Here is a 25,412-nt window from a genome sequence, read left to right on the forward strand (position 1 = left end):
CGTGGGCGTCAGCCTCAAGGACGTTGCACAACGGGCGGGCGTGTCCATCAAGACCGTGTCGAACGTGGTGAACAACTATCAGCACGTCACACCAGCCATGCGCGCCAAGGTGCAACAGGCGATCGACGAACTCGGCTACCGGCCGAACCTCACCGCCCGTCACCTGCGCAAGGGCCGCACCGGCATCATCGCCCTCGCCGTCCCCGAATTCGGCAACCCGTACTTCGCCGAACTCGCCGGAGCCGTCATCGACGCCGCGGCCCGACACGACTACACCGTCCTGGTCGACCACACCGCCGGCCTCCGGGAGAAGGAGCTCCTGGTCAGCCAGGGATTCCGCTCGCACGTGATCGACGGCCTCATCCTCAGCCCCATCCATCTGGAGACCGAGGACCTCATGGCGCGCACCGAGACGGCGCCCCTGGTCCTGCTGGGCGAGCGGGAGTACGAGGCGCCGTACGACCACATCGCCATCGACAACGTGGCGGCGGCCCGGGCGGCGGTGCGTCACCTCGTCGGACAGGGCAACCGCCGTATCGCCTTCCTCGGTTCACGCACCGGCCGCGAACGCCAGCCCGCGCACCTGCGGCTGCGCGGCTGGCGCGAGGAACTCACCGCCGCCGGCATCGAACCGGACGAATCCCTCGTCGTCGTCACCGACGGCTACGGCCGGGAGGACGGCGCCACCGCGATGGCCGAACTCCTGGACCGGGGAGAGCGCCCCGACGCCGTCTTCGCCTACAACGACCTCATCGCGATCGGCGCGATGCGGACCATCGGCGAACGCGGACTGCGCATCCCCGAGGACATCGCCGTGGTCGGCTTCGACGACATCGAGGAGTGCCGCTACACCTCCACCACACTCACCACCATCGCCCCGGACAAGGAGGCCATCGCCCGCCTCGCCGTCGACAGCCTCGTCGCACGGCTCTCGGGCGAAGCCGTGAAGGAACCCCGCAGGCCACGCCCGGGCTACCGCCTCGTCGTCCGCGAATCCACCACGCCCGGGCCCCACTCCGGCCCCACAGAGGATCTCTGATGCCGCGCCCCACCGTGCACAGCACCCCCTTCGGCTCCGTGCAGGGGTCACCGACCCACCTGTGGACCCTCGACAGCGGTACGGGAGTCCAGGCCGACGTACTCACCTACGGGGCCTCCCTGCACCGCCTCGACGTCCCCGACACCACGGGCACCACCGCCTCCGTCGTCCGTTCGCTCGCGACCCTCGACGACTACACGGCCAAGCACCCGTACTTCGGCGCGATCGTGGGCCGCTACGCCAACCGCATCGCGCACGGCCGCTTCACCCTCGACGGGACCGAGCACCACATCCCCGCCAACGACCGCGGCCACGCCCTGCACGGCGGCCCCGAGGGTTTCCACACCAAGATCTGGGACGCCACCCCGGAACACGCCGACGACAGCGTCTCCGTCCGGCTCACCCTGCACAGCCCCGACGGTGACATGGGCTTCCCCGGGGCGCTGGACAGCACCGTCACCTACACTCTCGACACCGCCGGCACCCTGGCCATCGACTACACCTGCCTCACCGACCGGCCCACGGTCGTCAACCTCACCAACCACGCCTACTTCGACCTGGCCGGCCACGGCGACGTCCTCGGGCACAGCCTGGAGGTCGACGCCGAGACCTATCTGCCGGTCGACGGGGAGGGCATACCCCTGGGGCCCCAGGACGAGGTCCGGGGCACCCCCTTCGATCTCACGACCCCCCGCGTCCTGGGCGAACGCCTCGGCCACGACGACGGACAGCTGCGTGACGCGGGCGGCTTCGACCACTGCTGGGTCCTGCGGGACTCCGGCGGCGGTCTCCGCCGCGCCGCACGGCTCACCGCTCCGGACTCCGCCCGGGTCATGGAGGTGTGGACGACGGAGCCCGGCATCCAGGTCTACACCGCCAACCAGCTCGACGGCTCCTTCACCGACGCCACCGGCCGCCGTCACCAACGGCACGGCTCGGTCTGCCTGGAGACCCAGCGCCTGCCCGACTCGCCCAACCGGCCCGAACTGCCCAGCGCCGTGCTGCGCCCCGGCGAAAGCGCCCACAGCCGCACCGAACTGCGCTTCCCGCACCTGAAGAACTAATCGATTGCCGCCCCTCACGGCCGGCCGCTGTAATTCCTCGACCCGCTGACCACCAGGGAGATGTCCATGCGCCGAGCTTCTGAGTCCACCCGGACAGGAATTCACACCTATCTCGAGGACCTGAAGCGGGGGACAGGGCCTCGCGCACGGATCGGGCAGGGCCTGATCCGGGCGCGAGACCCTCGGTGTGACGGACCCGCGCGCGGCGCGTCCGTCACACCCCTGGCTCACTTCAGATACGGACCTGCCGTCCCGATCTTCCCCGGGGCCGCGTTCCTGCCGCCGAGGTCGAGGACGTAGACCCGCAGATTGCCCTTGCCCGGGGCCGGGACGGCGAGGGTGCCGCCCGTCACCACCCGGGGGTCCCCGGTGACGGCGTCCTTGTAGGTGCCGTTGGGGATACCCGTGTACGTGGCGCTGCCCGTGACCGTCACCAGCGCGAAGCTGTCGGTGCCGCTCGCCGCATCGGTGTAGCGGCGTTTGTACGCCATCGAGCCGGAGATGCCCTCGGTGGAGTACTGCCCCATCTGGAGGGCCGGGACAGCACGTCGGATCTGGTTGAGCCGCTGCACGTGCTTGACCAGCGGCTTCGCCAGGGTGTCGGCCACCGCGCCGGTCGCGGACTCGACCGTGCCGAAGCCGGACGCCTTGACGTCACCGGTGAGATGGGCCCCGTAGTACGCCCGTCCTGTCGTTGCCAGCGGACAGCTGGGCCCGCAGTCGATCTTCTTCCCGGCCTGGAACTCGATCTCGGAGCCGTAGTAGAGCGTGGGGATGCCCCGGAAGGTCCACATCAGCGACATGTTCTCGGCCCAGGCATCGGTCCCGCCCGCGTAACGCTCGCTGCTCTTGTTGGGGCCGTAGTCGTGACTGTCGACGTACACCACGTTGTACGTGGCGTCGTTGTAACTGTCGTCGGAGTCCTTGCCGTTGCTGTACGCGTTGCCGGCGTCACCGAAGTTCATGTGCATGCGCATGTCGATGACGTTCATTCCGGAGAACCTGCTGTGGTCCGGGGTGTGGTAGGCGTTCCCGTTCAGGAAGGCGTTGGTGGACGTCGGCTGGGAGCCGGTGCCCTGCTGCTGCTCGTAGTCGTACATCTCCAGCGCGGCCTTCTCGTCGTCCGCGCTGTACTCCTTTCGCTCCTTCCAGGTGTAGAACTGCGCCGAGTGGTTCACCGAGCCACGGTTCCACTTGTCGTTGACGAAGGCCGCCACCTCGCCGAACACGAAGAAGTTCTTCGCGGCCTCGGCTCCGAACTGCTGGGTGACCCGTTCCTGGATGGCCGGCAGGAAACGGCGGTTCCAGGTGGTTCGGGGGATGTGCACGGCGGTGTCGACCCGGAAGCCGTCGACGCCCATGTCGATGTACTTGTCGTAGGCGCCGATCAGGTAGTTCTGCACGGGCGTGCTCTCGGTGTTGAAATCGGCGAGGTCCTCGTGCAGCCAGCAGCTGCGCGAATCCTCGCCCTCCCAGTTGCCGATCCAGCACTTGTGGTAGTACGCCTTCGGGAACATGCCCGAAGTGGGGTTCGGCCACTGGCAGTTGTAGATGCGGTAGCCCTCCGGGGAGGTGGCCCCGGTGGGAGTCCCCCAGTTGACGCAGGTGTTGCCCGACGGCTCAGCCGTGGACCAGAGGTCGCCGTTGTAGTACGACTTCCCGGACTTGGTCTCGACGGTCAGGCCGTCGTACTCGAAGCCCTCGTTCTTCTCGTCGTAGTACCAGCTCCACTGCGCGTCGCGGACCCCGTAGACCTTGGGCGTGAACAGGCCCTTGGCGCCCCAGCGCGAGGAGTGGTTGTAGACGACGTCCTGGTAGATCTTCATGCCCTTGGCGTGGGCCGCGTCGATGAGGTCCTGGTAGGAGGCACCGGCGGACTCCAGCCGGGAGTCGACCTCGTAGAAGTCGTAGCCGTGGTAGCCGTGGTAGTCGTAGTCCGACCGGTTGAGCACGACCGGCGTGATCCAGATCGCCGACATCCCGAGGCCCTTGATGTAGTCGAGTTTGCCGACCAGGCCCTTGAAGTCGCCCCGGAACATGGGGTCGTCGTTGGCCGCGTTGCCTGACTTCGTGTGCTGGCTGCCGCCCCGGTTGTTCGTGGTGTCACCGTCGTTGAAGCGGGCGGTGAGCACGAAGTAGATCGGGTCCTTGCGGGGGTCGGTGCCCAGCGGCTTGCCGGAGGCGGGGGCGGTGGGCTTCTCTCCGGTGGTCGCGGTAGCGGCGGCCGAGGCGGCCGACACGTTCCCGGCGGCGTCCACGGCCTTGACGGTGTAGCTGTACGCCGTCTTCGCCTCCAGGCCGGTGTCAGAGAAGACGGTGGAGCCGATGTCGGTCACCACCGTGCCCTTGGTGCCGCCCGTACGCGTGACCTGGTACTTCGTCACGCCACGGTCATCGGTGGAGGGCTCCCAGGTCAGGACGACGGAGACGCCGTCGGCACCCGCGGCGACCTTCGTGGGAGCGCTGGGCGCCTGGGTGTCCGGCGCGGCGGCCTCGCACGGATCCTCGGCGCGAGTGGTGACCTTCCCGCCCTTCACCGTGGACAGCCCGTCAGGGACCGTGTAGTTGCTGCCGCCGTTGTTGTCCCAGACGCCGTTGCCGTTGTTGAAGGTAGCCAGCATGGAGGCGGCGGTCCCCAGGTCCACGGACTTCTTCACCCAGCCGGTGCAGGCGGGCTCCATGCCCACGCCGGGCACGGTGGTCCAGGCCCCGCCGGCCGGCTGGTAGTGCAGGTTGGTGGTCGTCCAGCCGACGGTCGCGGTCGAGTAGTAGACCGACGCGGTGTGCGCCTCGCCGGGCTCCGTGCCCGAGTCCGCGCAGGGGTCGCTGTGGGCCACCACCCCGTCCTTGACGGTGATGGTGCCGGTGCCCAGGCCGTAGTTGTTGCCGGCGTTGTTGTCCCAGACGCCTGAGCCGTTGTTGAAGGTCGCGGCCAGGCCGGAGGCACTGCCCAGGCTGACGGTCCGCTTCACCCAGTCCGTACAGGCGGCCTCCATGGCCACGCCGGGCACGGCTGTCCATGAGCCGCCGTCCGGAGCGTAGTGCAGCCGGTACGCGGACCAGTTCTTGGTCTTCGTGTAGTAGAAGATCGTGGCGGTGGACTCCGAGGCGGCGGCGGGGACTGCGGACCCCGTGCCTGGGGGGTCGGCCGCCGGAGTCAGGAGTCCCGTCAGGACCAGGGCTGCCACAGCCGCCGCTGTCAGGCGTCCGAGCAGCCGGAAAGGCATGCGTCTCATGGGTGTGTCTCCAGGGGAGGGCCGCGGGCGGGGGGCCGCGGCTGCCGACAGCGCAGCCGTTCCGGGAGCGGCTGCGAGGATCCCGCCGGGGAACCCGGACGCGCCTCAGGGTTCGGGCGAGCAGTGCGCCCTGACAGAAAATCCTGTCAGAACCTTGCTGCAATCTCTTGCAGATCGGAAGTTACCTGGGCATGACAGCTCCGTAAAGAGCCTGCGCACACTGTCGTCGGTGAGGAATGCGGTACGGCGCCGGAACGTTCGGACGTTCATGACCTTTTCCGTCGATGTCACCGTCCGGGGCTACGAGCTCGACACCCAGGGCCATCTCAACCAGGCCGTCTACCTCCAGTACGCGGAGCACGCCCGGTGGGAGCTGCTGCGCGAGGCGGGGCTGCCGCAGGAGACGCTGCTGGTCCATGGAATCGGCCCCGTACAGCTGGAGGTGACGGTCACCTACCTGCGTGAGCTGCGCGGCGGAGACAGGGTGCGCGTCAGCTGCGAACTCCTGCACGGTTCAGGGAAGACCTTCGAGGTGCGGCAGCAGATCGTCAAGGAGGACGGCACCGTGGCCGCGAAGATCCAGGGCGTGGGCGGCATCCTCGACCTGACGGCCCGCCGGCTGATCGCCGACCCTGCCGGGCGGTTCGCCTCGCTGGCGGACAAGCCGGAGCTGCTGGGCGTCGGGGCCGGCTGACGGAACGCCTCCGTTCGCCCGCATCGTCGACCGGCGTGGAAGAAGTACACGAGGCGAGCCGTCCACACGTCAGCCGGTGGCGGGCCTGCGTCTGGTGCGAGCGGCGAGCGCCGCATCAGTCGGCGTTCGCCGTGTCGGCCACCTCCCGTAGGCCGGCGTCGGCTGTGACCAGTTGGTTCGTGATCTCCTCGGCGGTCTGGACGAGCGCGAAGCCCTTGCGCAGGACGGCGAGTTCTGGTTCCTGCCGGGTTTCGTCGTCGGTGGCCGTGACGTCTGCCCCGAACACGACCTTGTAGCCGCGCTCGTATGCCTGCCGGGCTGTGGTGCCGCAGCAGTAGTTGGTGAGCGTCCCCGTGACGACGACCGTGTCGCGGCCGAGGTTGCGGAGCACCGTGTCGAGCGGGGTGTCGTAGAACGCGCCGTAGGACGGTTTCCGGATCAGGACCTCGTCGGGGCGCCGGCCCATCCGGTCCCACACCTCCGCTGGGCCCGGCCGACGCCAGTCGGTGTCGGTGTGCGGAAGGTGACGCAGGGCCTTGGGGCGGTCCAGTCCGAGATGCGTGTCGTCGAAGATGGTCCAGATCACCGGGACAGACGCGGCCCGGCACGCCGTGACCAGCCGGCGCAGTCTTGGCGCCATCCGGGTCGCCGCCGGCACCCAGTAGGGGCTCCAGCCGGGCCGGACGAATTCATCCTGCATGTCGATGACCAGTAACGCCGTCCGCTCCGGGTGTACATCGAAGGATGCCCGGCCGTGCTCGTAGGCGTCGCGCGCCCGCGCGGTCACCCATTCCTCGGTGTACGTCATCCCCAACTCCTTACATCGATTCGAGGTACCTCGTTTCGATGTGCGAGAGTAGCAGCATGCTGGAACTTGCGATCCTGGGATTCCTGGCCGAGGGGCCGCTGCACGGCTACCAACTGCGCCGCCGGACAGCCCACTTGTCCGGCCACGCCCGACCGGTGAGCGACGGCAGCCTCTACCCGGCGATCAACCGGCTGGTCGCCTCCGGGCTACTGGATCGCAGAGCCGAGCCGGGTGCCTCGGCGGCGCAGCGGCACACGCTGAGCCTGACCGCCGCCGGCCGCGCCGAACTCCTGCGGCGGCTGCGGGATGCCGACGGCCTCGACATCAGCGACAGCACCCGGTATTTCACCGTCCTGGCCTTCCTCTCCCAACTCCCCGACACCGCGGATCAGCACGCGGTACTGCGCCGCCGCCTCGAATTCCTGCAACAGCCCGCAAGCTTCTTCCACGACGGCGAGGGCCCTCTGCGTGCCGAGGACACCGACGACCCCTACCGTCGCGGCATGCTCACCATCGCCCGCGCCACCAGCAGCGCGGAACGGGCCTGGCTACGGGAGGTCCTGGGCTGACGGCACCGACGAGCCCTGTCGGTCTGCGTCCTGGACCGGCCGCTCGGGTCCGCCAGGCCCGGACCGTGCCGACGGGGCCGCGCGCCCGGTCAGCGCACCGGCTCTCCCGCTGCCAGCCTCGCCGTCACCCGCGCGAGGCGGGTGGCTCTCACCTCCGGGGTGCGCGCCGTCAGCAGCTGGAGGAGCACGAGGTACCGGTCCGACCTGCTGAGCTGTCCGAAGTGTTCGGCGGCTCCAGGATCGGCGGCCAGGGCTGCCGCCAGGTCGTCGGGCACGGTGGCCTGGCTCTGCGAGGGGTACGCCGCCGCCCAGCGGCCGTCCTCCTGCGCCGCCCGCACCTCGGCGAGACCGGACTCCCGCATCCTGCCGTCCGCCGTCAGCGCCTCGACCTTGCCCACGTTGACGAGGGACCAGTTGCTGCCGCGGCGGCGCGGCGAGATCCTCTGCAGGTAGTACGTCTCGTCCAGCGATCTGCGCTGACCGTCGATCCACCCGTGGCAGAGCGCCACGTCGATGACCTCGGACGCGGTGACGGACGAGATGCCCGACCCCTTCTTCGCGATCTTCAGCCAGAGTTCGGTGCGCTCCGCGTGATGTCTCTCCAGCCAGGCATCCAGCAGGGCTGCCCGCTCGAAGAGCCGCGCCTGCGGCCCCGCGCCGCCGTCGTCCGCCTCCCGGATGCGTGCCATCGCGGTGCCCGTCCTTGTCGCCGTTGAGGTCATGCCTCCACGCTAGGAGGTCAAGAGGACAGTTTCCGTCCTGTATCGCCGCTGACCCGCCGACCACGGACCGCTGACTGCTGACCGCTGACTGCTGACCGCTGACTGCTGACCGGTGGCCCGGCCGCACGGCGGCCCCGCCTCACCCCGCAGGCGCACGGCACCCGCCGGGCGCGCCCGAATCCCGGACGCGCTCACCCGTGGGTGTACGTCACGCCGGGGGCGGTGGGGCCGTGCTGGACCGGACGATCAGCCGCGTGGGGACCAGGGTGGTGCCCCGTTCCGTCGTCTCGTTGCGGATCTGCCGCAGGACGCCGTCCACGCACAGCCGGCCGATCTCGGCGAAGTCCTGGTGGACCGTCGTCAGGGGCGGGAGGAACGAGGCGGAGTCGGCGATGTCGTCGAAACCGACGACACTGACGTCCTCGGGTACGCGCCTGCCCTGCTCCTGCAGCGCCCGCAGGACGCCCAGCGCCATCTGGTCGTTGGCCGCGAAGACCGCCGTGCAGGAGGGATCGGCCGCCAGGGCGAGCCCCGCGCGGTATCCAGAAGCCGCCGACCAGTCGCCCCCCACCGGCGGCGGGACCGGACACCCCGCCTCCTCGAGGGTCTGCCGCCAGGCATGTGCGCGGCGCTGGGCGGCGAACGATTCCGCCGGGCCGGCGACATGCACCACGGTGCGGTGACCGAGGTCGAGCAGATGCCGCACCGCCGCCCGGGCGCCGCCCGACTGGTCGGTGTCCACGACGCTGTAGCGGTCGCCCGCGTCGGAGTCGGCCACCACCACGTGTGTGTGGGGCGGCAGGGAGATCGCGGCGTCGAGCAGGCGGACTTCCATGATCACGATGATGCCGTCCACGACCTGCTCGCCGAGCACGGTCACGGCCCCCCTGACCCCCGTGCTGGTGGGCGTCGCCACGGGCAGCAGGGTGATGGCGTAACCCTCGTCCGCCGCGGAGGCGGAAATGGCCTCCAGGGTGCGGACGTTGCCCGTCGTCGCCAGGGTGAACAGGATGACGCCCAGGGTGCGGAACTTCCCGCTCTTGAGAGCGCGGGCGGCGCTGTTGGGCCGGTAGTTCAGCTCCTTCATGGCGGTCAGGACGCGTTCTCGGGTCTCCTCGGAGACCACCGAGTGACCGTTGGAGACACGGGAGACCGTCTGCGAGGAGACGCCGGCCAGGCGTGCGACATCGGCCATCGATGCCTCCTTGCGAGGAGGGCGCTCCATGGCCTGTTCCTGTCCGTGCACTTCCTCAGCCTCCGTCGTGGTCGCGTGAGCCTTTCGCCGTATGGGGGCGCTGTTCCGGCCGCGCCGGGCCGTGTTCCACCCGCGAGCGTCCTTCGGTGGATTCCCTGTCGGTACCCACGCTGTCCCCACCGCGCGTGTGGCTCGTGTCGCGTGCGGACCGTGGGCTCGGGTCACGGGCATTTCTACCACCCCGGAGAGGTGCCGCCGACACATGGTCGGCCGCGCGTCGCGGTCGCCGCGGGCTCGGCGGGGGAGCGGGGTCCAACTCGTCGCAGTGACAGGGGATCCGAGCCTTGACCGGGGAGGAGGAGGCGTGTAGACATCACCTCACCGATAAATGTTTACGTAAACATCAGCACGTTCACGTGGGCATCGGCACCCTCCAGCACAGCGCCTCCACGATGTCCGGTGTCTCCATCCGGCCGGGGCCATGCTCACCGCCGGACCAACAGGAGTACCCATGACGGCCGTTACGCCGCTCACGACCGGACGCCGCCCACCAGCCGGAAGATCACGCTCCGGGCGAGGGCGGGTCGGGTGGCTCTTCGTGGGACCCTTCATGGCGGTCTTCGCCCTGGTTTTCCTCGCCCCGATCGCCTACTCGCTGTATCTGAGCTTCTTCCGGGACCAGTTGATCGGCGGCACGTCCTTCGTCGGCCTGGACAACTTCCAGCGGGCCTTCCAGGACGACCAGTTCTGGGACGCCGTAGGCCGTGTGGCCCTCTTCCTCGTGGTGCAGGTGCCCGTCATGCTCGGCCTGGCGCTGCTCATAGCCCTGGCGCTCGACAGTGGCAGGCTGTACGGCAAGAGCTTCTTCCGCATATCGATCTTCCTGCCCTACGCCGTACCCGCCGTCGTCGCCACGCTGATGTGGGGCTTCATCTACGGCACGCGGTTCGGGCTGGTCGCGAACATCAACGACGCCCTCGGCGTGACGCTGCCCGACCCGCTCTCGCCCTCCCTGGTGCTGGCCAGCATCGGCAACATCGTCACCTGGGAGTTCATCGGCTACAACATGCTGATCTTCTACTCGGCCCTGCGCGTCATCCCCAAGTCCCTCTACGAGGCGGCCGAGATCGACGGAGCCGGCCAGTGGCGGATCGTCACCGCGGTCAAGATCCCCGCCATCAGGGGGGCGCTGGTGATCGCGACGATCTTCTCGGTGATCGGCAGCTTCCAGCTCTTCAACGAGCCGAGCATCCTGCAGAACCTGGCTCCCAACGCCATCACGACGTACTTCACGCCGAACCTCTACACCTTCTCGCTGTCCTTCTCCGGCCGGCAGCAGAACTACGCGGCCACGGTCTCCCTCGTCATGGGTGTGGTCACGATGATCATCGCGTACGCGGTCCAGCTGCGCGGCATGCGAAAGGAGGCGTGAGCGATGACCGCCCCTTCCTTCACCGCCGATCAGACGTCCCGGCGATCCACGCACCGTGCCCCGGCGCCCCTGCGCGCCACGCGCAGGCGCCACTCGCCCGACCGCCCGCGCCGCAGCGTGCTGCTCACGGCGCTGATGGGTCTCACCACCGTCTACGCGCTGCTGCCCCTCGCCTGGCTCCTCATCAACGCGACCAAGACCCAGAAGAGCCTGCTGGACTCCTTCGGGCTCTGGTTCAGCGGGGACTTCGCGCTCTGGGACAACATCACGCAGACACTCACCTACGACGACGGCATCTTCGTCCGGTGGCTCCTCAACACCCTGCTCTACGTGGTCGTCGGCGCCGGCGGCGCCACCTTCCTCGCCGTGCTCGGCGGATACGGACTGGCCAAGTTCGACTTCACCGGCAAGCGCGCCGTCTTCGCCACCGTCATCGGCGCGGTGGCCGTGCCCGCGACCGCGCTGGCCGTTCCCACCTTCCTCATGTTCAGCAAGATGGGTCTCACCGACACCCCGTGGGCCGTGATCATCCCGTCCCTGATCTCCCCGTTCGGGCTCTATCTCATGTGGGTGTTCGCCGCGGAGGCGGTACCCACCGAACTCCTGGAAGCGGCGCGGGTGGACGGCTCCGGGGAACTGCGGACATTCTTCAAGGTCGCACTGCCGCTGCTGACGCCGGGCATCGTCACGGTGCTGCTCTTCACCATGGTGCAGACCTGGAACAACTACTTCCTGCCTCTGATCATGATCAAGAATCCCGACTGGTACCCCCTGACGCTCGGCCTGGACGCCTGGAACGAGCAGGCCTCCACCGCGGGCGGCCAGCCGGTATTCAACCTGGTCATCACCGGCTCCCTGCTGACCATCGTGCCGCTGATCATCGCCTTCCTGCTGCTCCAGCGCTACTGGCAGTCCGGCCTGGCGGCGGGCAGCGTCAAGGGGTGACACACACGCACCCCCCGGCCCTCCGGCCCCCGTGCCCTCCGACCGGATCCCCCCGGCCACCGGTGCGCACGGTGTTCCACCCCTCATTACCCCCGCACCACGCGGTGCGGACGCTCGACGGTTCGTGAACCACCCTCACCACAACGGAGTGAAGCGATATGAGAACCATGACCAGACGCGCGATGCGCGGCGTGGGCCTGCTGTGCGCGGCTGCGCTGAGCCTGACCGCGTGCGGGTCCTCCGACGAGCCCGCCTCGGACAAGGCGGTGACGGGCGGTGAACTCCGTGCGGCCCTCAAGAAGGGCGGATCGATCACGGTGTGGGCGTGGGAGCCGACCCTGAAGCAGGTCGTCAGCGACTTCGAGAAGGAGTACCCGAAGGTCAAGGTCAAGCTGGTCAACGCCGGTACCGGCAACGACCAGTACACCGCCCTGCAGAACGCCGTGCAGGCCGGGTCCGGTGTACCCGACGTCGCACAGATCGAGTACTACGCCCTCGGGCAGTTCGCCCTCGGCAAGTCCCTGGAGGACCTCGGCCGCTACGGCGCGAAGGACTTCAAGAACGACTACTCCCCGGGACCGTGGAACTCGGTCGCCCTGGACGACGGCGTGTACGCCCTGCCCATGGACTCGGGCCCGATGGCGCTCTTCTACAACAAGAAGGTCCTGGACAAGCACCAGATCGCCACGCCCACCACGTGGGACGAATACCTCGAGGCGGCGCGCGCCCTGCACGCCGCGGACCCGAAGGCGTACATAGCCAACGACACGGGTGACGCCGGCTTCACGACCAGCATGATCTGGCAGGCCGGCGGGACCCCGTTCAAGTCCCGCGACACCGACGTGACCGTCGACCTCACTTCTGACAAGGGTGTCGTCGCCTTCACCGAGGTCTGGCAGAAGCTCCTCGACGAGAAGCTCCTCGCTCCCATCACCAACTGGAGCGACGAGTGGTACAAGGGCCTCGCGGACGGCACCATCGCGACCCTCGCCACCGGCGCGTGGATGCCCGCCAACTTCGTCACGGGTGTGGAGTCGGCCGCCGGTGACTGGCGCGCGGCGCCCCTCCCGCAGTGGGAGAAGGGCGGCGAGGTCAGCTCCGAGAACGGCGGCAGCTCCCTCGCCGTGATGAAGGACGGCAAGAACAAGGACCTCGCCTACGCGTTCAACGAGTACGCCAACCACTCGGACGGCGTCCAGGCGCGCATCAAGGGCGGCGCCTTCCCCGCCACCACCGCGGACCTGTCCTCCCCGACGTTCCTCGACACCAGCTTCCCGTACTTCGGCGGGCAGAAGGCCAACGAGATCTTCGCCCGCTCGGCGAGCCAGGTGCCGGACACCTGGTCCTACCTGCCGTACCAGGTGTACGCGAACTCCGTCTTCAACGACTCCGTGGGCAAGGCGTACGTCTCCTCCACCACCTTGGCCGACGGCCTGAAGCAGTGGCAGAAGGCAGCCGTCACCTACGGCACGGACCAGGGCTTCAACGTCAACAAGTGACGCTCCGCCGCTGACCCGGCACAGGGGCGGTCGCCCGTCCGTCCGACGGGTGACCGCCCCTGTGTGTACACGCACCTCCGCATCCAAAGGATCACCATGACCTCCTCCTCCGACTCCTCCGAGCGCCCATGGCTGCGCCCGCTCTCCGGTGACAGCCCGGCGCACATCGCCTACGGCGCCGACTACAACCCGGAGCAGTGGCCGCGCGAGGTCTGGAAGGAGGACGTCCGGCTGATGCGCGAGGCCGGAGTCACCGTCGTCTCCGTCGCGATCTTCTCCTGGGCCCGTCTGCAGCCGGCCGAGGACCGCTGGGACTTCGACTGGCTGGACGAGGTGCTCGACCTGCTCCACGACAACGGCATCGCGGTGGACCTCGCCACCGCCACGGCCTCACCGCCTCCCTGGCTCACCACCCTGCACCCGGAGATCCTGCCGGTCACCCGCACCGGTGAGACCCTCTCCCAGGGCGCGCGGCAGCACTGGCGGCCCACCTCACCCGTCTTCCGCCGGCACGCCCTGCGGCTGGTGGAAGCCATGGCGACCCGGTACGCGGACCATCCCGCCCTGGTTGCCTGGCACATCTCCAACGAGCTCGGCTGCCACAACATCTACGACTACTCCGACGACGCAGCCCGGGCCTTCCGCGACTGGCTGCGCGCCCGGTACGGCACCCTCGACGAGCTCAACCGGGCCTGGGCGACCTCCTTCTGGTCGCAGTACTACGGGGACTGGGAGCAGATCCAGCCGCCGAGACTCGCCGCGAGCCACGTCAACCCGACCCAGCAGCTCGACTTCAAACGGTTCTCGTCCGACGCGCTGAAGGACTACCTGCGGGCGGAGCGCGAGATCCTGCGCCGCGTCACCCCCGAGATCCCCGCCACCACCAACTTCATGGTGATGAGCGGGACCAAGGGCATGAACTACCCCGGCTGGGCGGGGGAGATCGACTTCGTCTCCAACGACCACTACACCCGGCCGGGCCCGCAGCGGCTGGACGAACTCTCCTTCTCCGCCGGCCTCACGCACTCCATCGCCCATGGCAGGCCCTGGTTCCTCATGGAGCACTCGACCAGTGCCGTCAACTGGCAGACGGTCAACGTCGCCAAGGGCGAGGGCGAGCTCGCCCGGGACTCCCTGCTCCACGTCGCCCACGGAGCCGACGCGGTCTGCTTCTTCCAGTGGCGCCAGTCCGCCGCCGGTGCCGAGAAGTACCACTCCGCGATGGTGCCCCACGCGGGAGCGGACAGCGCGGTGTTCCGCGCGGTGACCGCACTCGGCAGGACCCTGGAGGCACTCGCCCCGGTCGCCGGCTCCGTACGCGAGCCGGCGCGTGCGGCGCTCGTGTTCGACTGGGAGTCCTGGTGGGCGGTGGAACGCGACTCGCAGCCGTCATCCCTGCTGGACTACCGGCAGGAGGCGCTGGACTGGTACTCCGCCTTCCTGACGCTGGGAGTCAGGGTGGACGTCGTCACGACCACGACCGACCTGGGCGGCTACGACTTCGTGGCGGCTCCCCTGCTGCACGTCGTCCCGCAGACACTCGCCGACCGGCTGGGGGCGTACGTGCGCGGCGGAGGCCATCTCGCCACCACCTACTACTCGGGCATCGTCGACGAGAACGACCACGTCCACCTCGGCGGATACCCGGGAGCGCTGCGCAGTCTGCTGGGCATCCGCATCGAGGAGTTCGGCCCGCTGTGCGAGGGCGACGACGTGCGACTCGACAACGGTCTGACCGGCACCCGGTGGACCGACCGGATCGACCTGACCGACCCCGCGACCGAGGTGCTGGCCCGGTATGCGACGGGGGACCAGGCAGGGCGCCCCGCGCTGACCCGTCGTGCGCTGCCCGAGGGCGGCTCCGCGGCGTACGTCTCCACCCGGCTGGACGGCCCCGGACTCACCGATGTGCTGCGGTCCCTGCTGTCCGCAGCGGGTGTGACCGGGGAACTGCCCGCCGAGGCGCGGGGCCGGGTGGAGGCGACCGTACGGACCGACGGCTCCCACGCGTACTGGTTCCTCGTCAACCGCACGGACGAGGACGTCGCGTGCGGGGCGGTGGACGCGGAGGTGCTGACGGGGCCCTCGCCGTCCGCCGGCGACGGTCTGGTCCTGCCGCCACGAGGCGTCGCGGTGCTCGGCGTGGCAGCCGGGAGGACCCCCTTCGCCGAAACGGTCCATGTGGCCTGACCGGCCCGCGTGATCCGAGAGGCCCGGGCGGTGTGAGGCCTGAGCCGCCTCGGCGGCCCGGTATGCCCAGGCGTGCCGGGCCAGGCCTTGGCGTACCGGGGCGGGGCGGGGCATGCCGAGCCGGGCCGAATGGGCGTGGCCGTGTACCGATCGTTGCGCTGTCCGGCTGACGCTGCTCAAGGCCCGCCCCGGATGTGGACGAAGGGTCAGGTGTTCGCACGTCGTGGGCCTGACGCGGTCCGTGACCCGCTCCTCCGTCTCAAGGGAGAACGCATGCGCCTGCGCGCCCGCTGGGCACCAGCCGCTCTACTGCTGATCGCCCCCCTGATCGGCACCACCCCGGCCACGGCCGACACCGGCGAGACTCTCGTGCCGGTCCAGAAGTCGGCCCGGGCCGTGCCCGGGCAGTACATCGTCACCCTCTCGCCCGATCAGACGCCGTCGGCGGCGGCCGAGCAGCTCGGGGTCAAGACCCTCTTCACCTACAGCAAGGTCCTGCACGGCTTCGCGGCCTCCCTCACGTCCGCCCAGCTCGAGAAGGTGCGCGGCGCGGCGGGTGTCCAGACGGTCGAGGAGAACAGCGAGGCCTCCGTGTCGCCGCCCGCGGCGGCGGCCGGGAAGGGTGCGAGCAACCGCGCCGTCGCGGGGAGCTGGGGGCAGGACCGTATCGACCAGCGCGCTCTGCCGCTGGACAGCGCGTACGACGTGACGGGCACCGGCCAGGGCGTGACCGCGTACATCCTCGACACCGGAATCGAGTCCGCGCACGCCGAGTTCGGGGGCCGGGTGGGCGCGGGTTACGACGCGGTCGGCGACGGCCGCGACGGCGAGGACTGCAACGGCCACGGCACGCACGTGGCCGGGACCGTGGCCGGTGAGACGTACGGCGTCGCCCGGGAGGCCTCCCTGGTGCCGGTACGGGTCCTCAACTGCGAGGGCTCGGGCACCTGGGCGGGCATCATCGCCGGCCTCGACTGGATCGCGCAGAACGCCCAGCAGCCCGCCGTCGTCAACGCCTCCCTCGGTGGGCCGGCGTCCTCGGCGGTGGACGACGCCTTCGACGCCCTGGCGGCCGACGGCACCCTGCCCGTCGTGGCGGCGGGCAACGAAGACCAGGACGCCTGTGACGTCTCCCCGGCACGCGCGGAGGGCGTGATCGCCATCGGCGCCAGCGACGACCAGGACCGGCAGGCGACGTTCAGCAACTGGGGCACGTGCGTGTGGCAGTACGCCCCGGGCGTGGACATCGTGAGCGCGAATCTCGGCGGCGGTTCCACGACGCTGAGCGGTACCTCCATGGCCAGTCCGCACGTCGCCGGCGCCGCGGCCCTCTACAAGGAGCAGAACCCGTCCGCCTCCCCGCAGGAGGTCGCCGACTGGCTCGCCGCAGAGGCCACCCCTGACGTCCTGACGGGTCTGGGTGCCGGGTCGCCCGACCTTCTGCTGTACACCGGCGGCATCTGACTCCTTGTACGAGCCGTACGGAAGCGGGGCCCGCACCATGCGGGCCCCGCTTCTCCATGTCATGGAGCAGGCACTTTCCGGAACCTTGCAAGTCTACGCAAAAGGCTTGCGTACCCTTCCGGACCCTTCGTCGCGACGAGCCCTCGTACAGAACAGGCCACGTCGACGCACTTGATGAGTCTCCGACGTCGCCACCCGGCGTTCCGGTTTCTGTCCCAACGGTGGACGCTCTCGGCCTTCTCTGCAACTCTCTGACAGCTAAGCGCAAAACACCGCTCAGTAAGTGCAGAAAAGCCTGCCTTGAGGCGGGACAACATAGAGCCGCGCCCTCGGCGCGCCCCGCGCCGAGGCCGAAGATCGGGGACGTATGAGAGCCCAACGCTGGAGATGGCGGGTCCTTTCCGCCATGGTCACGACCAGTCTTCTGATGATCGGATGGCCGTCGCTCACCGCTACGGCGGCCGCAGGCCCCAACATCGCCGCAGGCCGAGCCGCCGCGGCGAGCAGCGCGGGCGAGTACGTGGCCCGCAACGTGACGGACGGCAACCAGGCGACGTACTGGGAGGGGACGGGCGGCACACTGCCGCAGTGGGTACAGACCGACCTCGGCACCGCCGCCAGGGTCGACGAGGTCACCCTGAAGCTTCCCGCGGGCTGGGAGAGCAGACAGCAGACCCTCTCGCTCCAGGGCAGCGCGGACGGCACGAGCTTCTCGACACTCAAGACCTCCGCGGCGTACACCTTCAGCCCCGGCTCCTCGAACGAGGTGCGCATCTCGTTCCCGGCCACGCAGACCCGCTTCATGCGGGTGAACATCACGGCCAACACGGGCTGGCGGAACGCCCAGCTCTCCGAGCTGGAGGTCCGTGCGGCCGGGGAGTCGTCGGCGAACCTCGCTGCCGGCAGGACGCTCACCGCGAGCAGCCACACCGAGACGTACGTCGCCGGCAACGGCAACGACGGCAACAGCGCGAGCTACTGGGAGAGCAGGAACAACGCCCTTCCCCAGTGGATCCAGGCGGACCTGGGCGCCTCGGTCCGGGTCGACCGCGTGGTGCTGAGGCTGCCCGGCGGTTGGGAGCAGCGAACCCAGACGCTGAAGATCCAGGGCAGCACCAACGGCTCGGACTTCACCGACCTCACCGCGTCCAAGGCGTACACCTTCGACGCCGCGGGGGGTCAGTCGGCGACGATCTCCCTCGACGCGACCACCACCCGCTACGTGCGGGTGCTGGTCACCGCCAACTCCGTCCAGCCCGCGGCCCAGCTCTCCGAGCTGGAGGTCTACGGTCCGGCGACCGGTGACACGCAGGCGCCCACCGCCCCCTCGGGCCTGGCCTTCACCGAGCCGTCGACCGGGCAGATCAAGCTGACCTGGAAGGCGTCGTCGGACGACACAGGCGTCACCGGCTACGACATCTACGCCGACAACACGCTGCTGACCGCCGTGGCGGGTGACGTCACCACGTTCACGGACACCCGTCCGGCGAGCGAGACCGTGACCTACCACGTCCGGGCCCGGGACGCGGCGGGCAACCAGTCGGGCAACAGCAACACCGTGACCCGCACCGGCGACTCCGGCGACACGCAGGCGCCCACCGCGCCGTCCGGCCTGGCCTTCACCGAGCCCTCGACCGGGCAGATCAGGCTGACCTGGACGGCCTCGTCCGACAACAAGGGCGTCACCGGCTACGACGTCTACGCCGACAACGTGCTCCGCAAGAGCGTGGCCGGCGACGCCACCACCTGGACCGACACCCAGTCCGCGGCCACCACCGTCAGCTATGTTGTGCGGGCCAAGGACGCGGCGGGCAACATATCCGGCGCGAGCAACACCGTGACGCGCAACGGATCCACGAGCGGCGCCTCCAACCTCGCGGTCTCCAAGCCGATCACCGCCTCCTCGGTGGTCCACACCTTCGTCGCGGCCAACGCCAACGACAACTCCCTCACCACCTACTGGGAAGGGGCCGGTGGCAGCTACCCCAACACCCTGACCGTCAAGCTGGGTGCCAACGCCGACACCGAGCGTGTCGTCGTCAAGCTCAACCCCGACAGCAGCTGGGGTGCGCGCACCCAGAACATCCAGGTGCTCGGACGTGAGCAGGACGCCACCTCGTTCACGAGCCTGGCCGCCGCCAAGGACTACGCGTTCAGCCCCGCGAGCGGCAACACGGTGACGATCCCGGTCACCGCGCGGGTGGCCGACGTCCAGCTGAAGTTCGCGTCCAACACCGGATCCGGCGCCGGCCAGGTCGCCGAGTTCCAGGTACTGGGGTCCCCGGCCCCGAACCCCGACCTCCAGGTCACGGCGGTCGCCGCCTCACCCGCGGCCCCCGTGGAGTCGGACGCCATCACCCTGTCGGCCACCGTCCGCAACTCCGGCGCCGTCGCCTCTCCCGCCGGCAAGCTCGACTTCGAGCTCGGTGGCTCCAAGGTGGCCACCGCCTCGGTGGGCGCTCTCGCCGCGGGCGCTGCCGCCCAGGTCACCGCCTCCATAGGGGCGCGGGACGCGGGCAGTTACACGCTCGGGGCGGCCGTCGACCCGGCGGGTGAGATCATCGAGCAGAATGAGACGAACAACCGCTTCACCGCCGCCTCCCCGCTCGTGGTGAAGCCGGTCTCCAGCTCGGACCTCGTGGCGGGCGCGGTCTCGACCTCGCCGTCGGCACCGTCGAACGGTGACACCGTCACCTTCTCGGTCGCGATCAGGAACCAGGGCTCCGTGGCCTCGGCGAGCGGCGGCCACGGCATCACCCTGAGCCTGCTCGACTCCAAGGGCGCCACGGTGAAGACCCTCACCGGGGCGCACAACGGCACCATCGCCGCGGGTTCCACGACCGCACCGGTCTCCCTGGGCACCTGGACGGCCGCCAACGGCTCGTACACCGTGAAGGTGGTCCTCGCCGACGACGCCAACGAACTGCCGGTGAAGCGCACGAACAACACCAGCACCGAATCCCTCTTCGTCGGGCGCGGCGCCAACATGCCGTACGACATGTACGAGGCCGAGGACGGCGTCACAGGTGGTGGCGCGAAGGTCGTCGGCCCCAACAGGACCGTCGGCGACACAGCGGGCGAGGCTTCCGGCCGCAAGGCCGTCACGCTGGACGGTACCGGCAACTACGTGGAGTTCACGACCAGGGCGACCACCAACACCCTGGTCACCCGGTTCTCCATCCCGGACTCCGCGGGTGGCGGCGGCATCGAGTCGAAGCTGAACATCTATGTCGACGGCACCTTCCTCAAGGCCGTCGACCTGACCTCGAAGTACGCCTGGCTGTACGGGAACGAGACCGGGCCCGGCAACGACCCCGGTTCCGGAGCGCCCCGGCACATCTACGACGAGGCGAACGTCATGCTGGGCAGAACCGTCCCGGCGGGCAGCAGGATCCGCCTGCAGAAGGACGCGGCCAACACCAGCACCTACGCGATCGACTTCGTCAGTCTGGAGCAGGTCTCCCCGGTCGCGAACCCGGACCCGGCCACCTACACCGTGCCTGCCGGCTTCACCCACCAGGACGTCCAGAACGCCCTGGACAAGGTCCGGATGGACACCACTGGCGCTCTCAAGGGCGTCTATCTGCCCGCCGGTGACTACTCCACGGCCGGCAAGTTCCAGGTCTACGGCAAGGCCGTGCAGGTAGTCGGCGCCGGGCCCTGGTTCACCCGGTTCCGCGCCCCGTCCACGCAGGACAACACCGACATCGGGTTCCGTGCGGAGGCCAGTGCGAAGGGTTCGTCGTTCTCGAACTTCGCGTACTTCGGCAACTACTCGTCCCGTATCGACGGACCGGGCAAGGTGTTCGACTTCTCGAACGTCTCGGACATCGTGATCGACAACATCTGGAACGAGCACATGGTGTGCCTCTACTGGGGCGCCAACACCGACAACGTCACGATCAAGAACTCCCGGATCCGCAACATGTTCGCCGACGGCATCAACATGACCAACGGGTCCACGGACAACCACGTCACCAACAACGAGGCCCGGGCGACGGGCGACGACAGTTTCGCGTTGTTCTCGGCGATCGACGCCGGTGGCGCCGACATGAAGAACAACGTCTACGAGAACCTCACGTCCATCCTCACCTGGCGGGCCGCGGGTGTGGCCGTCTACGGCGGCTACGACAACACCTTCCGCAACATCCTCATCGCCGACACCCTGGTGTACTCCGGGATCACGGTCAGCTCGCTGGACTTCGGCTATCCGATGAACGGCTTCGGTACCGGACCCACAGCGATCGAGAACGTCTCGGTCGTGCGGGCGGGAGGGCACTTCTGGGGGACACAGACCTTCCCCGGGATCTGGCTGTTCTCGGCCTCCAAGGTCTTCCAGGGCATCCGGATCTCGCACGTCGACATCGTCGACCCGACGTACAGCGGGATCATGTTCCAGACCAACTACGTGGGAGGACAACCGCAGTTCCCGATCAAGGACACGGTGCTCACCGACATCTCGGTGTCCGGGGCGCGCAAGAGCGGTGACGCCTTCGACGCCAAGTCCGGTTTCGGGCTGTGGGCCAACGAGATGCCGGAGGCGGGGCAGGGTCCTGCCGTCGGAGAGGTCACGTTCAACGGGCTGAAGCTCAGCGGCAACGCCCAGGACGTCCGGAACACCACCTCCACGTTCAAGATCAACATCAACCCGTAGGGCATCGCCCCGCACCCGTACGAGCCGTGGCCCCGCACCCGGAACGACCGGAGCGGGGCCACGGTGCGCCCCGCGGAGACCGTCCGTCGACGCGTGCAGGGTTCGCGTGCCCTTTGCGGGCGGAAGTCCGTCTCTTGCGGTCGCCGCTGCCTGGCGGGTGCTCCCAGGCGCCTCGTCGGCGGCCGGTACCGGGCGTCGGGTCGCGTCCTGCGTGCACGTCGGACCCGCATCGGGAGTGCCCCAAGGGCGTGTTGCCGAGGTGCGGTGATGCTCCTGGCCGGCGCTTCCGCTCATGCGGAGCGCTGTCAAACATTTACGAAAACTGCGCGAGATATTGCGTTCAGATGTTGGCGATGGTTGAGTGTGCCGCGCCCCGGCAGAGAGTCGGCCGAGGTCTTCCGTGCTCATGCCCGAAGGGGATCACCGATGAGAAGTGCTGGGTTCCGTCGTACCCGCCGTGCCTCCGCCGCCGCTGTCGTCACCGCGCTCGCCCTGACCGCCCTCGCCTCCTGCGGCACGAGCAGCAGCGGCGGAGGGGAGGACAACTCCGGTGGAGGCTCGTCCGATCCGTCGGCGCCGCTCGACCCGAAGACCAAGGTGACGCTGACGATCGACTGCATGCCGCCGGCCGCGAAGGCCGCGGAACTGCGCGAGTGGAACGAGGACGTCAAGACGTTCAACAAGAAGTACCCGAACGTCAAGATCGACGGGAAGTCGACGCCGGGCCAGTGTCTCGAGCCTCCGCGCTTCACGGCGATGCTCAAGGGCAAGTCGCAGCCGGACGTGTTCTACGCGTACTTCACCGACCTCCAGCAGGTGCTGGACAACGACGGCGCCGAGGACATCTCCGCCTACGTCGACGAGACGTCCGTGCCCGCGCTGAAGGACATCCAGCCCCAGGTCCTCGACGTCGCCCGCAAGGACGGCAAGCTCTACGCGCTGCCGACCAGCAACTACACCATGGGCCTCATGATCAACCGGAAGCTGTTCACCCAGGCCGGTCTGGACCCCGACACCCCGCCGGCGACCTGGGAGGAGGTCCGCGCGGCGAGCAAGAAGATCGCGGCACTCGGCAAGGGCATCGCGGGCTTCGGTGAGTACAGCGCGGGCAACAACGGCGGCTGGCACTTCACCGCCACGCAGTACGGTCTGGGCGGCGACGTCGTCGACGCGAGCGGCAAGAAGGCCGCCTTCGACGACGAGAAGGGCAAGCAGGTCCTCCAGCAGCTGCACGACATGCGCTGGGAGGACGACAGCATGGGGAAGACCCAGCTGCTGAAGTGGGGCGACCTCCAGAAGCAGATCGCCACCGACAAGCTCGGCATGTTCCTCGCCGCGCCCGACGACATCACCTACATGGTGCAGCAGCTCGGCGCGAAGTACGAGAACTTCGGGATGGGGCCGATCCCCGGAGGCGAGGCCACCCTGTTCGGTGGCAACAACTACATGATCAAGAAGGGCAGTTCGCCCGACAAGATCAAGGCGGCCGTCGCCTGGCTGAACTTCCAGAACCTCACCCCGAAGAAGGGCCAGTTCGACTGGGGCCGCCGGAAGGCCGACAACCTCCCCGTCGGGCTGCCGCAGCCCAACTTCTTCCTCGGCGCGAGCAAGGCGGTGGACGACGCCGAGCGGGTCGCCAACGCCACGATGCCCGTCGAGAACTTCAAGGCGTTCATGGACAACCCCGTGCAGGGCAAGGCCGAGCCGCCGAAGGCCCAGGAGATCTACAAGATCCTCGACAACGCGATGTCCGCCGTCCTGACCAACAAGGACGCCGACATCGACAAGCTGCTCGAGACCGCCGCACAGCAGGTCGACCAGGTACTGGCCAACCAGTGACAGGCGCGGGGGCCGGGGCGCGCGGCCCGGCCCCCGCGTCCGGACCGTCCGCACGCGAGCGACCGCACCGGCACCGAGGAGAGACCATGTCGGCCCCCACCCTGTCCACCGGAAAGGCGGGCGCAGCGCCGCCCGGCGGCCCCCGGCCCGCACCCGGACCGGACTCCGCCCGTGAGGAGTTCACGCGCGCCGTACGCCGCAACATCTCGGCACACGGCTTCCTGATCGGAGCGGTGCTCTGCTTCTCGTTCTTCTCCTGGTATCCGATGGTCCGCGAGTTCCTCCTGGCGTTCCAGAAGACCGAGGACGGCAGGACGACGTGGGCCGGCTGGTCCAACCTGAGCTACGTCCTCAACGATCCGGCGTTCGGGCAGGCCTGGCGCAACACCCTGCTCTTCACCGTCCTGGCCCTCCTGCTGGGCTTCGCGGTCCCCTTCGTCGTCGCCGTCGTACTCAACGAGTTCCGGCACGCGCAGGGATATCTGCGGCTGCTGGTCTACCTGCCGGTCATGCTGCCGCCCGTCGCCTCCGTGCTGCTGTTCAAGTACTTCTACGACCCCGGCTACGGCCTCTTCAACCGCATCCTGGAATTCCTCCATCTGCCCGCCCAGCAGTGGCTCCAGGACCCCGGCACGTCCATGCTCTCCGTGGTCATCGCCTCCACCTGGATGAACATGGGCGGCGCCACACTGATCTACCTCGCCGCACTCCAGGGCATCCCGGGCGAGCTGTACGAGGCGGCCGAACTCGACGGCGCGGGGCTCCTGCGCAAGATCTGGCACGTGACCGTCCCCCAGACCCGGCTCATCCTGTCGCTGCTGCTGCTCATGCAGATCATCGCGACGATGCAGGTCTTCACCGAGCCGTTCCTGCTCACCAACGGCGCCGGCCCCGAGGGCTCCACCACGACCGTCGTCTACCTCATCTACCAGTACGCCTTCAACTTCAACAACTACGGCGGAGCGGCGGCCCTCGGTCTCCTCCTGCTGGTCGTCCTCGCGGGCTTCTCCGCGGTGTACGTACGTCTCAGCCGCAGCAGCGAAGACTAGGACGGGAGCACAACGATGGCATCGAGCACCCTTGTCTCCCGCCGGGGGACCGGCAGCGGACGCGGGACCCGCCGCCGGGAGGAGCAACAGGGCCGCCAGCGGACCCTGATCTCACCGGCCCAGCTCGGCAGACCCCGGGGGAAGGCGGTCTACTGGATCGTCTTCGCCCTGGTGACGGCCGCCTTCACCCTGGTCTTCCTCGGCCCCCTGTACTGGATGGTCACCGGCGGCCTCAAGACCACCCAGGAAGTCGTCCAGAGCCCGCCCACCGCCTTCCCGTCCTCCGTCCACACGGAGAACTACTCCCAGGCGTGGAACGTGATGGATCTGGCGCGGCTCCTGTTCAACACCCTCTACTACGCGCTGGGGGCACTCGTCTTCCAGCTCGTCCTCGACGTGGCCGCCGCCTACTCGCTCTCCAAGCTGCGGCCGGTCCTCGGCAAGGCCATCCTCGGCATGATGCTCGCCACGCTCATGATCCCGGCGACCGTGCTCGTCGTACCGCAGTACCTCACCGTGCTCGACGTGCCGATCTTCGAGCGCAACCTGCTCAACTCGCCCTGGGCGATCTGGCTGCCCTCGGTCACCAACGCCTTCAACATCTTCCTGCTGAAGCGCTTCTTCGACTCCATCCCGGGCGAGCTGCTCGACGCGGCGGCCATCGACGGAGCCTCGCCCCTGCGCACCCTGCGCTCCGTCGTCCTGCCGATCTCCCGCCCGATCCTCGGAGTGGTCTCCATCTTCGCGGTCGTCGGGGTCTGGAAGGACTTCCTCTGGCCCATGCTGACCCTGCCGGACCCGGCGAAGCAGACCCTCAACGTCGGCATCTACTCGCTGTCCAACGGGGTACCGCAGAACGTCCTCATCGCCGCGCTCACCATCGCGTCCGTCCCGACGCTGCTGATCTTCCTGCTCTTCCAGCGCAACATCATGAGCGGTCTCACCGCGGGCGGCCTGAAGGGCTGACCTCTCCCCGACCACCGCCTCCCCACCAGCACTCCGCCGCCGGCCCA

The 25,412-nt window shown here is 68.9% G+C and carries 17 protein-coding genes; 13 read left to right on the plus strand and 4 right to left on the minus strand.

What is annotated here, in order from left to right; translation table 11 throughout:
* Window position 1: 1 nt before the first annotated feature.
* The gene (locus ABZY45_RS31125) at window positions 2-1,039 is read left to right on the plus strand and encodes a LacI family DNA-binding transcriptional regulator (RefSeq protein WP_356745379.1); all 1,038 of its coding nucleotides are present in this window, start codon (window positions 2-4) and stop codon (window positions 1,037-1,039) included.
* Window positions 1,039-2,103: an aldose epimerase family protein gene (locus tag ABZY45_RS31130; RefSeq protein WP_356745381.1), complete on the plus strand. Its 1,065-nt coding sequence runs from the start codon at window positions 1,039-1,041 to the stop codon at window positions 2,101-2,103. The genes ABZY45_RS31125 and ABZY45_RS31130 overlap by 1 nt, the downstream gene beginning before the upstream one ends.
* A gap of 227 nt (window positions 2,104-2,330) precedes the next feature.
* On the opposite strand, the gene ABZY45_RS31135 is transcribed toward ABZY45_RS31130, so the two are convergent.
* Entirely contained in the window at window positions 2,331-5,339 is a 3,009-nt protein-coding gene (locus ABZY45_RS31135) for a carbohydrate binding domain-containing protein (protein WP_356745383.1), read from the minus strand.
* A 268-nt stretch (window positions 5,340-5,607) separates the two neighbouring features.
* On the opposite strand from ABZY45_RS31135, the gene ABZY45_RS31140 reads away from it, so the two are divergent.
* Window positions 5,608-6,033, plus strand: a complete 426-nt coding sequence (locus ABZY45_RS31140) for an acyl-CoA thioesterase (protein ID WP_356745385.1) — start codon at window positions 5,608-5,610, stop codon at window positions 6,031-6,033.
* A gap of 115 nt (window positions 6,034-6,148) precedes the next feature.
* On the opposite strand, the gene ABZY45_RS31145 is transcribed toward ABZY45_RS31140, so the two are convergent.
* Window positions 6,149-6,841 (minus strand): isochorismatase family cysteine hydrolase, encoded by a 693-nt coding sequence (locus tag ABZY45_RS31145; RefSeq protein WP_356745387.1) that lies wholly within the window; start codon window positions 6,839-6,841, stop codon window positions 6,149-6,151.
* Between the two features lie 56 nt (window positions 6,842-6,897).
* Here ABZY45_RS31145 and ABZY45_RS31150 point away from each other — a divergent pair, with 56 nt between their 5' ends.
* Window positions 6,898-7,410, plus strand: coding sequence for a PadR family transcriptional regulator (locus tag ABZY45_RS31150; RefSeq protein ID WP_356745389.1), 513 nt, complete (start codon window positions 6,898-6,900; stop codon window positions 7,408-7,410).
* A gap of 89 nt (window positions 7,411-7,499) precedes the next feature.
* Here ABZY45_RS31150 and ABZY45_RS31155 read toward each other — a convergent pair whose 3' ends face one another.
* Both ABZY45_RS31155 and ABZY45_RS31160 read right to left on the minus strand, forming a co-directional pair.
* Window positions 7,500-8,132, minus strand: a complete 633-nt coding sequence (locus ABZY45_RS31155; protein ID WP_356745391.1) for a YdeI/OmpD-associated family protein — start codon at window positions 8,130-8,132, stop codon at window positions 7,500-7,502.
* Window positions 8,133-8,340: 208 nt separating this feature from the next.
* Window positions 8,341-9,357 (minus strand): LacI family DNA-binding transcriptional regulator, encoded by a 1,017-nt coding sequence (locus ABZY45_RS31160; protein WP_356745393.1) that lies wholly within the window; start codon window positions 9,355-9,357, stop codon window positions 8,341-8,343.
* A gap of 481 nt (window positions 9,358-9,838) precedes the next feature.
* On the opposite strand from ABZY45_RS31160, the gene ABZY45_RS31165 reads away from it, so the two are divergent.
* From ABZY45_RS31165 to ABZY45_RS31205, 9 genes are all read left to right on the plus strand, one after another.
* On the plus strand, window positions 9,839-10,759 hold the full coding sequence (locus ABZY45_RS31165) for a sugar ABC transporter permease (RefSeq protein WP_356745395.1): 921 nt from the start codon (window positions 9,839-9,841) through the stop codon (window positions 10,757-10,759).
* 3 nt (window positions 10,760-10,762) lie between these two features.
* Window positions 10,763-11,704: a carbohydrate ABC transporter permease gene (locus ABZY45_RS31170; protein WP_356745397.1), complete on the plus strand. Its 942-nt coding sequence runs from the start codon at window positions 10,763-10,765 to the stop codon at window positions 11,702-11,704.
* 158 nt (window positions 11,705-11,862) lie between these two features.
* Entirely contained in the window at window positions 11,863-13,203 is a 1,341-nt protein-coding gene (locus ABZY45_RS31175; RefSeq protein ID WP_356745399.1) for an extracellular solute-binding protein, read from the plus strand.
* A gap of 96 nt (window positions 13,204-13,299) precedes the next feature.
* Window positions 13,300-15,393 carry a beta-galactosidase gene (locus tag ABZY45_RS31180; protein WP_356745401.1) on the plus strand — a complete coding sequence of 698 codons (2,094 nt, stop codon included), beginning with the start codon at window positions 13,300-13,302 and terminating at the stop codon, window positions 15,391-15,393.
* Window positions 15,394-15,666: 273 nt separating this feature from the next.
* Window positions 15,667-16,857 (plus strand): S8 family serine peptidase, encoded by a 1,191-nt coding sequence (locus tag ABZY45_RS31185; protein WP_356745403.1) that lies wholly within the window; start codon window positions 15,667-15,669, stop codon window positions 16,855-16,857.
* Between the two features lie 367 nt (window positions 16,858-17,224).
* Entirely contained in the window at window positions 17,225-21,511 is a 4,287-nt protein-coding gene (locus ABZY45_RS31190; RefSeq protein WP_356745405.1) for a discoidin domain-containing protein, read from the plus strand.
* A 426-nt stretch (window positions 21,512-21,937) separates the two neighbouring features.
* Window positions 21,938-23,350, plus strand: coding sequence for an extracellular solute-binding protein (locus ABZY45_RS31195; RefSeq protein ID WP_356745407.1), 1,413 nt, complete (start codon window positions 21,938-21,940; stop codon window positions 23,348-23,350).
* Between the two features lie 86 nt (window positions 23,351-23,436).
* A complete protein-coding gene (locus ABZY45_RS31200; protein ID WP_356745409.1) occupies window positions 23,437-24,399 on the plus strand; it encodes a sugar ABC transporter permease in 963 nt (320 codons plus the stop codon).
* A 15-nt stretch (window positions 24,400-24,414) separates the two neighbouring features.
* Entirely contained in the window at window positions 24,415-25,365 is a 951-nt protein-coding gene (locus ABZY45_RS31205) for a carbohydrate ABC transporter permease (protein WP_356745411.1), read from the plus strand.
* Window positions 25,366-25,412: the final 47 nt, after the last annotated feature.

Origin of the sequence: Streptomyces sp. NPDC006516 (assembly GCF_040611875.1) — a bacterium.
GTDB lineage: Bacteria > Actinomycetota > Actinomycetes > Streptomycetales > Streptomycetaceae > Streptomyces.